Raw genomic sequence first — 13986 nt, 5'->3', positions numbered from 1 at the left:
CCTGTACGCCCTCATCGGGAGTTGGATTCCATAAGGAAATTCTATGCCGGGACGCGAAATCCGTCTTTGTGCGGTTTGTCCCCTAAGGACTAATATGTACTCCCGCGTTCTGTGATGACATTTCCCAAGTATTAGTGCCGGTTTCCCGATTCCTATCAATCAAATTTTGCTGGTATTCAAATATAGGCGCATTTGGCCTGTTTCGGCTCATTAAGGAAAAGTGTGGTCTCTGAAATCATGGCTACCGGTTGGTGGTCATGCTTGAGCCGTTGACTGGTTGCAGTCGGCAGGGCACGCTGTGAGGACATTCACGGCAAGGGGGACCATGATCAAGTACCCACGCACCTCGGTCGCGGCGGCGGTACTGCTCGGCTTCGCCCTTGCCGGGTGTCAGCCGGCATCCGGACCGCACGGAGGTGGAATCGCTCGCAACGGTGCCTCGCCCGTCGTCGTCCGAACTCGCGCCCGTCATCCAGGTCGCCGTTGAGGACCGAAACGGCACGGCCCTCAACGCTCCTCCGGCTCAGCGCCTCGCCGAAGGGCAAACGACGGCGGCCTACCGCGCAAAACGCGAGCGGGACCTACCAGTGGTGACCCGGTCGAAGGCTCGATTGAAGTCATTCGGGTTCTGGTATACCTCCTTTTCGACGACGGTGACCGTGGACTCGATCGAGGTGACCGGCTCGGAGGCGAGCGTCCATTTCAAGGAATTGACCCAGGAATATCTTGCGTCGACGGCGAATGGGCCAAGCAGCGTCCCGAGCGGCTATTCGTTGGCGCAGACCGCGACGTTCCGAGCGTCGTCGGACGGTTGGCAGCTCGACAGCCTCGCCCCGTCCGTGCATGGCTTCGGCTTGCCAATGTCCATCGTCGAGGGCTGAGGGCTGCCCGCTAGAGCTGGAGGCATCGAACATTTCTGACTAGTCATTTTGGCTCGCAGAGTCAGTCTGATTCGAATTTACTCATATTCGATGCTGCGGGCCTGAGGCTTTGATCGTGATCGGCATCATTTTTGCCTCCTGAGGGCACGCTTTTCCCGTTCCGTTACTCACTAGGAGTTTCCATTAAGCAGGCATGAATTGCTTGCTGGGAAAGCTTTTCCGGACGCGGAATGTCCGCATGTGCACTGGGTGGAAGCGACGCGCACCGCCGCCCGCCGTCGTCGACCGCGGTCAATAGACGTTCGACGGCGGCGCGCTTGCTTGGCGTGGTCTCACCCCAGACGCCTGGGCTTCCCCGCCTGCAGCAGATGTGGCGTAGGTCATAACCGGAAGCTATCCCGTGATAGCGAATAGGTCTTTGTGCACAGTAGTTCGCGGGTGCGAGACTTCTAGAAAGAATCTTCGGCGGCGCTATTGATAATCACGAAGCAGCTGCCATTCCTGAATATTCCAATATTCCTTGATTGGGAAATGTGGAATTGAGGCACCCTAATGCAAAGCCACGGAAAGAGAATCACGTGAACCCGACAATTGATCTTGTAGCGGATCTTGGCGAGGGGTTCGGCGCCTACACCATAGGCAATGACCTCGATCTCCTGGATATCGTCTCAAGCGCAAATATCGCTTGCGGGTTCCATGCCGGTGATCCGGACATCATGAACGCCACGGTGGCTGAATGCGTACGTCGCGGAGTCGGCATCGGCGCGCACCCGAGTTTCCCGGACCTGCGAGGGTTCGGCCGCCGGGACATGGGCCTCACCGCGGACGAGGTCCGCGCAGATGTCCTCTATCAGCTCGGCGCCCTGTTCGGGTTCGCGGCCTTCCACGGATCCAAGGTGACCCATCTTGCACCCCACGGCCGACTTGGAAATCTTGTGGCCGTCCGTGCCGACTACGCCGCGGCAGTGGCTGAAGCCGCAGCCGGCGTGGACCGCGAACTCGTCGTCGTCGCCCAAGAGGGCGAGCTGGCCAAGGCTTCCCGCGAAGCTGGCTTGCGCGTGGCCGTGGTGGGCATCGTGGACCGCGCCTACCAGGAAGACGGGACGTTGGTCCCGCGCAACCAGCCAGGAGCCGTGCTGCACGATCGCTCGGACATAGTGGACCGCACCGTCCGCATGGTGTGCGAAGGCAAGATCCGATGCGCCAACGGCACCGACATCGACATTTCCGCAGACACCGTCCTGCTGCACGGAGACAACCCCGACGCCGTCGAACTGGCCCGGCTCATCCGCTCGGAGCTCATTTCGGCCGGCGTCCGCGTCGCCCCCTTGACCGAAGTCATGGATGCCAAAAGGAAGGCGGCCTGACATGTCCGTGCTCCAAGCGGCCCCCACCGAAGTTTACGAATCCGGAGACTCCGCGCTGCGGGTAGTTGCACTCGCAAAGGCAAGCGAGGACAACTGGCTGACAGTCCACCGTCTTGCCAACTGGCTCGAGAGCTGCGGCGGCGAGGGGCTCCATGGCGCTGTACCCACCTACGATTCCGTGCTGGTGGAATTCGACCCCGTCCTCGTGTCGGCGCATCAGGTGCGCGCTTTCGTGAAGCTTGGGCTCCTTGAACTGGACCGGTCCGCCGACGCCGATGCGGCACCCCGAGAGTTCGACGTCCCGGTGGTGTACGGGGGCGAATACGGTCCTGACCTGGAGCGCGTAGCCGAGCACCAAGGCATCGCCACGGAAGATGTCATCCGCCTACACACCGAAAAGACGTACACCGTCCGTTGCCTTGGCGCACCGGCTGGGTCACCCATGATGGACGGCCCCGCGTTTCCCCTGCCCGTACCGCGCCTCAAAGATCCTCGATTGAGCGTCCCGGCAGGGGCCGTGGCTGTGGCTGGTCGGCAAGCTGTCATTGCACCTGCGATGGCACCCGGCGGCTGGTGCGTCATCGGCCAGACGCCGCTTTCCGTCCTGAACATTCGCCGTGAACCTCTGGTTCCCTACAAGCCCGGCGACATTCTCCGGTTCCGCCGGATCGAGGCCGAGAACTTTGGCTCGTACGTCGGCAGGGAATTGGAAGCCCGGCTATGAGCGGGCGGATCCTCATCCAGCAACCCGGCAACTGCGTGGTCACCGACCTTGGCCGGTTCCGCGGGCCCCGCTTTGGACTGCCGGTCAATGGCGCCTTGGACCAGTATTCGGCCCGCGCCGCCAACATCCTGACCGGCAACCTGGACAACGATCCCCTCGTGGAAATCACTGCCTTGGACTTCAAGATGAAAGCCGAGGATGACATCTTGATCGCGGTCACAGGTGCACCCCTGACTCTGACCGTCGGAGGGAGACCATGCAGCCAGTGGGAACCGGTCTCGGTCCGAGCGGGGGAGACGGTCGCCATCCGGGGAATCAACCGGGGCCTCCGTGCCTACCTTGCCATCCATGGCTCATTCGAGGTGCCGCAGTTGCTGGGCAGTTGCGCTCCGGACACGGTTGTGGGGTTTGGTCTGCAACTCAAGGAAGGAGCCACACTTATCACGCGCCGCACCGTGGGCCCCGTGCGTCAGCCGTACTTCGACCTTCCGCTCTTCCGGCTTGGCCTTGAACGCCCCAACATGGGGCAGGAACTGCTGGTCGACGTGACTGATGGGCCCGACGTCGCCGAGTTCGGCGAATCCGGGGAACTGCTCTTCACCTCGGAGTACGCCGTGAGCGGACGGAGCAACCACATCGGCCTTCGACTCGGCGGCCAACTGCCGGAAAGAACCACGAGCGGCGAGGTGCTTTCACGCGGAGTGCCGGTGGGCGCCGTCGAAGTTCCCTCCCGGGAAGAGCTCCTGGTACTCCACCGGGGCCGCGGGGTCACCGCCGGGTACCCGGTGCTCGCCGTCGTCACCAGCATTGGCCTTGACGTACTCGCCCAAGCCCGCCCAGGCGACAAGGTCCGCTTCCGGAAAACCACAGTTGCGGAGGCAACTGTGGCGCATCGGCGCTCGCGGGCGCAGCTTGAAACGCTCCGTGAATCCGTCAACACAGTCTTCGGACTCCTCGGCATCGGTTGCCGACCCCAGTGGCAGGACTTACCGGTTGCGGCATGCAGCTAAAAGCCTGTCGTCAACCAGTAGGCGTTGCTACGCTCAATATCAAGAAGGAAATGTCATGACCGCAAGCACCAACGCTGCACAAGTGCAGCACGAACGGCTCACTGGCCGTCAAACGCGCAAGGTTGTCACCGCAGGCTGCGTTGGCATCTTCGTGGAACTTTACGACAATGGCATCTTCGCCTTCATGGCCGGAACGCTTGCCTTGGTGTTCCTCGCCCCGGGCAACCCGGACAACGCACTTCTCTTCGTGTTCGCCGGCTACGCGGTCTCTTTCTTCGTCCGTCCTCTTGGCGCTGTTGTATGTGGCTATTTGGGGGACCGGATCGGCCGGCAAAAGCTACTGGTCTTCGTGATCCTCTTGATCAGTATTGCCACTGCCGGAATCGGGGTCCTGCCCACTTATGCGGCCATCGGCATCGTTGCCCCCGTGCTGCTCGTCCTCCTGCGGCTCCTTCAGGGTTTCTCGGTTGGCGGCGAAGCTGCAGGTGCCATGACCTTCCTGGCTGAGCACGCCCCAGAAGGCAAACGCGGCATCATCACTTCCTATGCTCAGATCGCGTCGTTCGCAGCATTGCTCACCGGCACCCTTGTAGCGTTCTCCATGTCTCCTTGGCTCACCCAAGCCGCGATCGACGGCGGTGGCTTCGGCTCCTTCGCATGGCGCATTCCGTTCCTGGTCGCCATTCCCATGGGCGTCATCGGTTGGTACATCCGCAAGGCCATCGCGGACACCCCCAACTTCACAAAGCTCAAGGAAGAGGGCGGCCTTTCCAAGAACCCGCTCAAGGAAGCATTCAAGTCCGCTGAGCACCGCCGGGCCATGGTCTTGGCCCTCTTCATCCCGCTCATGAACGGCTCCGGCTACTACGTCCTGTTCTCCTACATGCCCACGTTCCTCAAGGGCAAGCAGCTTAACTTCACCATCGGCGAGGCGCTGTTCATCACCGCCTGCAGCCTGGTTGTCATCTGCATCGCCATCCCGTTCATGGGCGCCCTGTCCGACCGCATTGGGCGCAAGAAGGTCATCGCCGGCTCCGCCATCGCCATGACCATCCTGGGCATCCCGTCCTACGCCCTCATCGCAACAGGAAACATGGGATTGGCTATCCTTGGTGCCTCCATCATGGCCATCGTCTTCGCCGGCCACACGGCCGTCATCCACATCCTGATTGTTGAGCTGTTCCCCACCCGGGTTCGGTACTCCGCCTACGGCCTCGGCTACAACATCTCCTCCGCGCTCTTCGGCGGAACTGCTCCGTTGCTGATGACCTGGCTGATCAGCAGCACCGGCAACATCTACATGCCTGCTTTCTACGCAGTCATCACGGCCCTCGGCACGCTTGCAGCCGTGAGCACGGTCAAGGACCGGGCCCACGAACCTCTCCGCGACGCTTAGCCTCAACCGACTTGCGGGCACGCTGGTGCCCTTCATTCCCCACCTTTTGGAGAACTGATGTCTTTTTCTGACTACACCACCGCCCTCGTCACCGGAGCTTCGACGGGTATGGGCGCGGCCATCGCTGAACGCCTCGCCAAGAGGGGCCTCACAGTTCACGCCGTGGCCCGCAACGAGGAACGCCTCAGTGAACTGGCCGACCGCACCGGAGCTGTCCCCCACGTAGTGGACCTGACCGACACGGCCGCGCTGGCCGCCGTCGTGAGCGAGCTGAAGGTGGACATCCTGGTCAACTGCGCCGGCGTATCCCGGCCCGGCAACATCCTGGACTCGTCCGAGCAGGACATCGACGAACTCATTGACGTGAACCTTCGCGGCCTGCTTCAGCTTACGAGGCTGGTCCTGCCGGGCATGGTGGAGCGCGACCTTGGCCACATCATCAACATCAGCTCCATCGCCGGGGTCTACAACTTCTATGGCCACACGGTGTATCACGCCACGAAGGCTGCCGTGCACCAGATCTCCCGCCAGCTCAGGAACGACACGGTTGGCAAGCGCATCCGCGTGACCGAGATCTGCCCGGGCCGGGTGGAAACCGAGATCTTCGGCCGGAACATGGGCGGCACCCCGGAAGCCATGGAAGAAGCGTGGAATACCTACTACGAGGGTTACGAGTCGCTGACCACTGACGACATCGTCAATGCACTCGACTACGCGATCGAAACTCCGCGCCACGTCAACGTGGGCATGCTGGAATTGATGCCAACGTTCCAGGGCCCCGGCGGTCTGACCTTCGACCGCCGATGAGCCTCTTTTTTGAGGCAACACGCCTCGCTTGAGGCGCCCAAGGTTCCGGTGGCATCACACTCCCGTCACCGGAAATACAAGCTGGCGGTCGCGCATCTCGCGGCCGCCAGCACCCGTTTCCGGGAAAGAAGCTTTTCAGAAGGGGCTGCCGCTTGAGGCGGGCCTGGCCCAAGTCCGGACCCGCTACTAAGGCCCCAATACCTCCCGGCTAATGAGCTGAAGAGACTCAGACCTGACCTGCATCGATAGAGCGAGCCACAATGGCGTTAGGCATTATGCCTGTCTGGCTCGCTCGAAATAGTGCAGTGTGCCCAGTCCTGTCCCGACCCCCGTCTATATTGTGATGTCTCACACATCGAGTTCAGATTCAGAACCATGAGGAGACATACATGCCGAACTACAGGGTGTCGATGGACATCGGCGGAACGTTTACGGACATCGTCGCGTATGACCAGCAGGCCGGGACTTATGCGGCCACGAAGGCGTCCACGACTCCGGGGAACCTCAGCGCCGGCGTGATTGCCGGACTTGAATCCATTGTTCCAGACCTGTCGGAGATCGAGTTCCTGGTTCACGGCACCACCCAAGGCCTGAATGCGTTCCTTGAACGCCGCGGCGTTCCCGTGCTGCTGCTGGCCACCGCCGGAGTCGAGGACACCTACCACATCGCCCGCGGTCCGCGCCTTGAGCTCTACAACGCCCAGTACCGGAAGCCGGTCCCGCTGGTCGAGCGAAAGGACGTAATCGGCGTCGGAGGACGCCTCGACGGACAGGGCCAGGAAATCCGTCCCCTGGACGAAGTAGCCGTCCGACAGGCGGCGCGCCGTGCTGTGGACGAGGGGTACGGCGCCGTCGCCGTCGCGTTCCTCTTCAGCTACAAGAATCCCGCCCACGAACTCCGTGCCCGCGAAATCCTGCTTGAGGAACTGGGCGAAGACTTCACCGTTTCCCTTTCCCACGAGGCCGCAAAGGAGTGGCGCGAATATGAGCGCACCTCCTCCGCCGTCGTCGAGGCCTACACCGGCCCCGTGGTGCGCAACTACCTTCTCGACCTCGAAGAAAAACTTTCAGGCCGGGGTGTGGAAGCCCCGCTGCACATCATGCAGTCTTCCGGGGGCGTGCTTACCGCTGAGTCCGCACGGAAACGTCCACTTCAGACGCTGCTCTCCGGCCCCGTCGGCGGTGCCATGGGCGACGTCGAACTGGCTGGTGTTTCCGGTAACCGCAATCTGATCGGGGTAGACATGGGCGGAACGTCCTTCGATGTCTCCCTCGTGGTGGACGGCAAGCCTGACGTGTCCACCGAGGCGCATCTGGAAGGCCTCCCGATGTTGATGAGCGTGGTCAACATCCACACCGTCGGCGCCGGCGGCGGCTCTGTTGCCTGGCTTGAAGCCGGTGGCCTCCGCGTAGGCCCGCGCTCTGCCGGCGCCAACCCGGGACCGGCTTGCTACGGACGCGGAGGCACCGAACCCACCGTCACCGATGCCAACCTGGTTCTTGGCCGCGTAGATCCCGATTGGTTCGCGGGCGGACAAGTGGCGTTGAACCGTGAGGCCGCGATCACCGCCCTGAAAACGGTGGGCGACCAGCTCGGCCTGGATCCCATCGCCATGGCCGAAGGCATCTGCGACGTCGCAAACTCCCAAATGGCTCAAGCGATCCGGACCATCACCATCTCCCGGGGCATCGAACCCAGGGACTTCGCCCTCGTGGCCTTTGGCGGCGCCGGCCCCATGCACGCCGTCTTCCTCGCCAAAGAGCTGGGCATTCCCGAGACGGTAGTCCCGCGGTTCCCAGGCGCGTTCTCCGCCTGGGGAATGCTGCAGACCAACATCCGCAAGGACTTCTCGGAGCCCTACTTCTACCTCGACGAGGACATCGATGTGGCCGACATGGCCGGTGTCCTGCGGTCCATGGAGATCGAGGGACTGAGCTCGCTGGTTTCCGAGGGCGTTCCCGAGGAAAGCCGCCTCACCACAGCATCGGTCGACGTGCGCTACCAGTCGCAGGAGTTCTCCCTGAACGTTCCATTGGCGTCCGCTGACGAGCCCGAGTCCGCCGGCTTCGTCGCCAATCTGGCTGACCGCTTCTCCACGATGTACCACGAGCGTTACGGGCATTCCAACCCAGGGGCGCCCATTGAAATCGTCGCGCTGCGGACGCAGGCCGTCGGCGACCTCGGCCGCCTCGAGGCACCCCTCTTCGCCACCGCAGAGAGCGCCGAGTTCAAGCACGAGATCCGCCCGGTGGTCTTTGAACACCTGGAGCACCCCACAATCGTCGTCCGTCGCGACGATCTGGCTGCGGGCCACACGTTTGAAGGTCCCGCCATCATCGTGGAGCAGACTGCCACAACGGTGGTGCCCCCGGGGTTCAACGTTACTGTCGACGAATTCGGCTCCCTGGTCATCCGCACTCAAGACGTCGAAGGAAACTGAGGTACCAAAAAATGACAATCACTGCAGTCAAAACCCTGGATCCAGTCACCGTTGAAATCATCCGGAACGCGCTAACCAGCGCCGCGGATGACATGAACGCCACCCTGATCCGATCGGCATACTCTCCCATCCTCTACGAAGGCGGGGACTGCGTCGTGGCGCTCCTGGACACCGAGCATCGTGTTCTGGGCCAATCCGCAGGCTTGCCGCTGTTCCTGGGCAACCTCGAAACCTGTTCCATCGCGGTCGAAGAGCTGTACGGCCGCGAGGTCTGGAAGGAAGGGGACATCTGGATCCTCAACGACTCCTACCTTGGCGGAACCCACCTGAACGACGTCACCATTTTCGCCCCGATCTTCGACGCCGGCGCAGTAGTCGGCTTCGCAGCCACCCGAGCACACTGGATGGATATGGGGTCCAAGGATGTCGGCGGTTCCATGGACGCAACGGACATCTTCCAGGAAGGCTTCCGGATGGGCCCGGTCAAACTGATCGAAGCCGGGGTCGAGACGTCCGTCGTAGACCTGATCCGCACGAACGTGAGGTTCCCCTACCAGACGATCGGCGACATGCACGCGATGATCGCCGCACTTCGCATGGGGACCACCCGGATGAAGGAGCTCGTCGGCCGCTACGGGATGGAACAGCTGGAAGCCGCCCGTGACGAGATCTTCCGGCAGACCGAAGAAATCGAGCGGGAGACCGTCCGCAATATCCCGGACGGGATCTACGAAGCCGAAGGTGTCCTGGACAACGACGGAATCAACCTTGACACCCCTATCCCGATCAAACTGAAAATCACCGTCTCGGGCGACACCGTTGATTTCGACGTCACCGGGTCGGCTGACCAGACCATGGGTCCCGTCAACTGCGGCGCAGCCCAGGCTGTCTCTGCGTTGCGCGTCGGCTACAAGCTCCTCGTCAGCCCGGACTCCAATTCCAACGGCGGATCTTTCCGGCCACTGACAACCCAGGTGCGGTCGGGTTCGGTCCTGGGTGCCGTGGCTCCGGCACCGTGCCAGTGGTACTTCTCCCACCTCGGCTTGCTGATCGACCTTGTCTCGAAGGCCATGGCGCCGGCCATGCCGGAAAGGGTCGCCAGCGCCAGCCACGGCGACTCTATGATCATCACCGCGGCCGGCTTCGACCCGCGTTTCGGCCGCAACTTCGTCACCATGGAGGCCACGCTCGGCGGGTGGGGTGCTTGGCAGGGCACCGACGGCGAATCAGCCATGATCAACAACGTCAACGGATCGCTGAAGGACCTTCCGATCGAGATGCTGGAGACACGTTACCCGTTCCGGATCAACGAGTACTCCATCCGCCCCAACTCGGGTGGACCAGGCCAGTGGCGAGGCGGCAACGGAGTGGTGCGTGAGTACGAATTCCTGGCCGACTGTGTGGTGGGGCTCTGGTTCGAAAGGTCGAAGACTCCCGCCTGGGGACTTTTCGGCGGCTCGGACGCGCAAGGTCCCGAGGTTATCTTCAATCCCGGACGCAGCGACGAGGTCCGCACGTTGAAAGCAAACGCCCGGAAGGTCAAGGCGGGCGACGTCGTCCGTCTGGCTGTCGGCGGCGGAGGCGGCTTCGGAGATGTTGCCGAACGCTCGCGCGATGACATCACCTACGACATCGTCAACGGCTTCATCACCGAAGACTTTGCCAAGACCCATTACGGATATTAACCCCGCCAACAGAAAGTCGCCTTCCATGAAAAACATCAAAAGATCAGCTGCGGCTGCTGCCCTCATCGGGCTTGCCTTGCTGACGTCAGCCTGTACTCCGCCCACCCAGGCCGCCGCTGGACCAGCTTCGACGGCAGACGCCAACAAGCCCCTCCACGTAGGTTTCTTCGGCTTCGCCAAGTCGAACGGTTTCGCCCAGGGAACTTTCCTCGGTGTTCAGCAGGCGGCAAAGGACCACAATGCCACCGCTACCTTCGTTGATCCGAACTTCAACGCGCAGACCCAGGTCCAGCAGATTCAAGACGCGGTCACTTCCAAGCAATTCGAAGTGATCGTTGTCCAAGCGAACGACAACCAGGCCTTGATTGCCCCCTTACAGCAGGCCGTTCAGGCCGGCATTACCGTGGTGGTCGAATTCTCCGTTGTCGGCCCCAAGTTCGACACTATCCAGCCCCAGGTTCCGGGCGCCATCAGCATCGTTGACCTTCCCACCAGCAACGGAAAAATGCTGGGCGTCATGGGCAAGGAAGCCTGCGCCCAGGTGGCCAAAAGCACGTGCAAGGTGGCCTACCTCGAGGGTTTCAAGTCCCTCCCGCTGGACAACGCCCGAACTGATGCGGTGAAGGCTGAACTGGCCACCGACCCGAAGATCAAGCTCGTGGCCAGTGTTGAAGGCGGCTATACCCAGGACAGCGGCCGTCAGGCATTCCAGAACGTTTCACAAGCGACCCCGGATGTGGACGTCGTCATTGGCGCGTCCCAGGCCATCACAGGCGCTGCCGCAGTAGCCGGCAACAGCAACATCAAATTCATCGGCAATGGCGCGTCCACCTCAAACGTCGACGCCGTCCGCTCCGGTAAATGGTTCTCCATCTACGTCAGCGACGTTGTGGCCAACGGCGCCAAAGCCACCGAGCTGGGCCTTGCCAAAGCCAGGGGTCAACAAGTGGAGAGCGCTGTTGATGAGGCAAGCCTGGCCCCCAACAAGGCCAAGGGCACTAAGCAAGCGCTCGACGCCGTGAACTACGTCTCGAAGTACTCGGACTAACCGATCATCCCCCCAGCGGACTCACCGTGCCCGGGCGGAATGCCCGGGCACGGTGAGGCCGGCCAAATCCCCCATCCGTCTCCAGAGGTCAAAATGGCTATACAACAGGTGGATACACCAGGGCGCATCATTCGAAGTGCCGCTCCGGAAATCAGCGTCTCCGGAATCGGAAAACGATATGGCGCCAGCACCGTATTGCGGGACGTCACACTGTCTATCGCTCCGGGAGAAATCCACGGCATCATGGGGGAAAACGGAGCAGGCAAGAGCACGCTCCTGAAGATACTCGGTGGCGCTATCGTTGCCGATTCCGGCGTCGTGAAGCTTGACGGGCGCGAGGCAAGGATCGCCGAGCCGCGGGACGCGATCGCCCAAGGAATTTCCCTCATCTCCCAGGAACTCGCACTCATCCCCGGCCTTTCCGTGCTGGAAAACGTCTTTCTTGGAAGGTGGGCCAACACCGGAAGCATGCTCCGCCCAAGCCGGGATGCTGAGCACTTTGAGCGCCTTCTGGAAGAGACGGGCTTTGAGCTGGACCCGCGGGCGATTGCCGGGTCTCTTCCCATCGGCCAACAACAGCAGGTGGAAATCCTGAAGGCCCTCGCCCGCGGTGCCAAGGTGCTCTGCATGGATGAGCCGACGGCGGTCCTCAATGAGGCCGAGAAAGCAAAACTGCTGACGGTGATCAGGAGCCTGGCCAACTCAGGAACCACGGTCATCCTCGTGTCCCATTATTTGGAGGAGGTGCTGGGCTTGGTGGACCGTGTGACCATCCTCCGGGACGGGCAGCACATCATCACCGAAGACGCGTCGAAGCACACCCCGGAGACGCTGGTGGGCCTGATGGTCGGCAGGGAGGTCGACTTCCTCCTCCCGGAGATCCCGCCTGTGCCGGACGAAGCCCAAACGGTGGTCCAGGTGAGCGGGCTGTGCACGTCGAAGGTAAAAGACCTTTCCTTCACGGTCCGCCAAGGCGAAATCCTGGGTATCGCAGGCTTGGTGGGTAGTGGCCGCAGCGAGACTTTGCTCGCCATGTTCGGCGCCGACCGGACCACTGCGGGGCACATTGAAATCAATGGCCGTCGCCTTCGTGCCAACTCCATCCGGGAAGCCATCAAAGCCGGAATAGCCCTCGTGCCCGAGTCACGAAAAGAGCAGGGCCTGGTCATGTCCCGGCCGGTTGAGGAGAACATTGCCCTCGCCACCTTGTCGGATCGTGCAACGGCCGGCTTTGTCAGGCGCGCCCGGGAGAAATCAGCGGTTTCGACCATCAGCAGCTCCGTCGATATGCGCGGCGCCCGGCCCGGCTCGCCCGTTGCCAATCTGTCCGGGGGAAACCAGCAGAAGGCGCTTTTTGCGAAGTGGCTGCTCAACCCTCCAGCGGTCCTGTTGGTGGACGAACCCACCCGGGGAGTCGACATCGCAGCCAAGGCCCGCATCCACGGGATGATCGTTGACCTCGCAGCAAAGGGCACGGCCGTCATCGTCGTCAGCTCCGAGCTTGAAGAAGTCATCGGACTCTCCCACAGAATCCATGTCATGAGGCAGGGCCGCATCGTTGCAGAATTCGACCGGAACGCCTCCCGCGATGAAGTCATGACTTCCGCTTTTCTGAAATAGGTGAATCACATGACCACAGCTACCGTTGCCGTGTCCACGCGGGCGGAAAAGAAGTTCAAACTCAATGTCAGGGATTTCGGGATCGTCTTTGGGCTGATCGCCATCATGTTGTTCCTGACCCTCAATACCGGAACGTTCCTCACGGGCCGCAACTTCGTCAACCTGTTCGACCAAGCCGCGATCGTAGGGCTTCTGGCGGCTGCCGCGACACTCTGCATCATCAGCGGGGTATTCGACCTTTCGTCCACGGCGAACCTGGCCGTCTCCGCCATCGCAGGAGTAATGATCACCCAGCACCTCGGCGTGGCCGCGGGGTTCATCGGCGCATTGCTGGTGGGGGCTGCCCTAGGAACGGTCACTGGCCTGATCGTGGTCGGAACGAAGGTGAACTCGTTCATAGGAACGCTCGCGGTGAGTATCATCTACCGCGGCCTCGCAATCGTGATTACAGGTGGCGCCATTGTTGCCCCTTTGCCCGAGCAGCTTTTCTCCTTTCAGACCTGGACATGGCCAAGCCTCTTTGGTCTTACTGCCGGTTCCGTGCTCATGGTCGCTGTGACTATCGTGTTGGGAATCGTCTTGTGGCGCACTACATTCGGCCGCAGGATTTACGCCGTGGGCGGCAATAAGGAGGCGGCGCGGCTCAGTGGCATCCGGACTGGTTCCATCCACGTGGCTGTTTTCGCCATCAGCGGCCTGTGTTCGGCGATGGCCGGGATGATCCTCGCCTCGCGCGCCGGTTCGGCCCAACCCGCCATGGCGATGGGTGTCGAACTCACGGCGATTGCGGCCGTGGTCATCGGCGGCACCAGCATCCTCGGCGGACAGGGCGCTATGTGGCGGGCTTTCGTTGGGGTCATGATCCTCACCGTGATCGGCAATGGCTTCAACTTGCTGCACTGGGACACTACCTACCAGCAAGTAGTGACCGGCGTCCTCATCTTGATCGCAGTTGCCGCGGACGGATTGTTCTTCCGGAAGCCGAGCAGATAGGCCTGCCCGAGGAC

The 13986-nt window shown here is 61.9% G+C and carries 11 protein-coding genes; all 11 read left to right on the top strand.

What is annotated here, in order from left to right; all coding sequences use genetic code 11:
- Window positions 1–380: 380 nt before the first annotated feature.
- The 11 genes from ACF0H6_RS10890 to ACF0H6_RS10840 all read left to right on the top strand — a co-directional run bounded on the left by ACF0H6_RS10890 (window position 381) and on the right by ACF0H6_RS10840 (window position 13972).
- Complete coding sequence (locus ACF0H6_RS10890; RefSeq protein ID WP_395249610.1) at window positions 381–881, top strand: hypothetical protein; 501 nt, start codon at window positions 381–383, stop codon at window positions 879–881.
- 578 nt (window positions 882–1459) lie between these two features.
- Window positions 1460–2248, top strand: a complete 789-nt coding sequence (locus ACF0H6_RS10885) for a LamB/YcsF family protein (protein WP_395249609.1) — start codon at window positions 1460–1462, stop codon at window positions 2246–2248.
- A 1-nt stretch (window position 2249) separates the two neighbouring features.
- On the top strand, window positions 2250–2972 hold the full coding sequence (locus ACF0H6_RS10880; protein ID WP_395249608.1) for an allophanate hydrolase subunit 1: 723 nt from the start codon (window positions 2250–2252) through the stop codon (window positions 2970–2972).
- The gene (locus tag ACF0H6_RS10875) at window positions 2969–3982 is read left to right on the top strand and encodes a biotin-dependent carboxyltransferase family protein (protein ID WP_395249607.1); all 1014 of its coding nucleotides are present in this window, start codon (window positions 2969–2971) and stop codon (window positions 3980–3982) included. The genes ACF0H6_RS10880 and ACF0H6_RS10875 overlap by 4 nt, the downstream gene beginning before the upstream one ends.
- Before the next feature lie 55 nt (window positions 3983–4037).
- Complete coding sequence (locus tag ACF0H6_RS10870) at window positions 4038–5378, top strand: MFS transporter (RefSeq protein ID WP_395249606.1); 1341 nt, start codon at window positions 4038–4040, stop codon at window positions 5376–5378.
- 57 nt (window positions 5379–5435) lie between these two features.
- On the top strand, window positions 5436–6185 hold the full coding sequence (locus ACF0H6_RS10865) for an SDR family oxidoreductase (protein WP_395249605.1): 750 nt from the start codon (window positions 5436–5438) through the stop codon (window positions 6183–6185).
- Between the two features lie 389 nt (window positions 6186–6574).
- Window positions 6575–8626, top strand: a complete 2052-nt coding sequence (locus ACF0H6_RS10860) for a hydantoinase/oxoprolinase family protein (protein ID WP_395249604.1) — start codon at window positions 6575–6577, stop codon at window positions 8624–8626.
- 11 nt (window positions 8627–8637) lie between these two features.
- Window positions 8638–10311: a hydantoinase B/oxoprolinase family protein gene (locus tag ACF0H6_RS10855; protein ID WP_395249603.1), complete on the top strand. Its 1674-nt coding sequence runs from the start codon at window positions 8638–8640 to the stop codon at window positions 10309–10311.
- Window positions 10312–10336: 25 nt separating this feature from the next.
- Window positions 10337–11359 carry a sugar ABC transporter substrate-binding protein gene (locus ACF0H6_RS10850; protein WP_395249602.1) on the top strand — a complete coding sequence of 341 codons (1023 nt, stop codon included), beginning with the start codon at window positions 10337–10339 and terminating at the stop codon, window positions 11357–11359.
- Between the two features lie 93 nt (window positions 11360–11452).
- Window positions 11453–12979, top strand: coding sequence for a sugar ABC transporter ATP-binding protein (locus ACF0H6_RS10845; RefSeq protein WP_395249601.1), 1527 nt, complete (start codon window positions 11453–11455; stop codon window positions 12977–12979).
- Window positions 12980–12988: 9 nt separating this feature from the next.
- Window positions 12989–13972, top strand: a complete 984-nt coding sequence (locus ACF0H6_RS10840) for an ABC transporter permease (protein ID WP_395249600.1) — start codon at window positions 12989–12991, stop codon at window positions 13970–13972.
- Window positions 13973–13986: the final 14 nt, after the last annotated feature.

Origin of the sequence: Arthrobacter sp. NA-172 (assembly GCF_043952055.1) — a bacterium.
GTDB lineage: Bacteria > Actinomycetota > Actinomycetes > Actinomycetales > Micrococcaceae > Arthrobacter.
The sequence above is the reverse complement of the archived record's forward strand: the minus strand, read 5'-3'. Positions and strand labels throughout refer to the sequence as shown.

Excerpts from the sequence above, each read along its gene's own strand:
- ACF0H6_RS10880 (WP_395249608.1), top strand. The coding sequence starts at position 2,250 with ATGTCCGTGCTCCAAGCGGCCCCCACCGAAGTTTACGAATCCGGAGAC.
- ACF0H6_RS10875 (WP_395249607.1), top strand. The coding sequence starts at position 2,969 with ATGAGCGGGCGGATCCTCATCCAGCAACCCGGCAACTGCGTGGTCACC.
- ACF0H6_RS10870 (WP_395249606.1), top strand. The coding sequence starts at position 4,038 with ATGACCGCAAGCACCAACGCTGCACAAGTGCAGCACGAACGGCTCACT.
- ACF0H6_RS10865 (WP_395249605.1), top strand. The coding sequence starts at position 5,436 with ATGTCTTTTTCTGACTACACCACCGCCCTCGTCACCGGAGCTTCGACG.
- ACF0H6_RS10860 (WP_395249604.1), top strand. The coding sequence starts at position 6,575 with ATGCCGAACTACAGGGTGTCGATGGACATCGGCGGAACGTTTACGGAC.
- ACF0H6_RS10855 (WP_395249603.1), top strand. The coding sequence starts at position 8,638 with ATGACAATCACTGCAGTCAAAACCCTGGATCCAGTCACCGTTGAAATC.
- ACF0H6_RS10850 (WP_395249602.1), top strand. The coding sequence starts at position 10,337 with ATGAAAAACATCAAAAGATCAGCTGCGGCTGCTGCCCTCATCGGGCTT.
- ACF0H6_RS10845 (WP_395249601.1), top strand. The coding sequence starts at position 11,453 with ATGGCTATACAACAGGTGGATACACCAGGGCGCATCATTCGAAGTGCC.
- ACF0H6_RS10840 (WP_395249600.1), top strand. The coding sequence starts at position 12,989 with ATGACCACAGCTACCGTTGCCGTGTCCACGCGGGCGGAAAAGAAGTTC.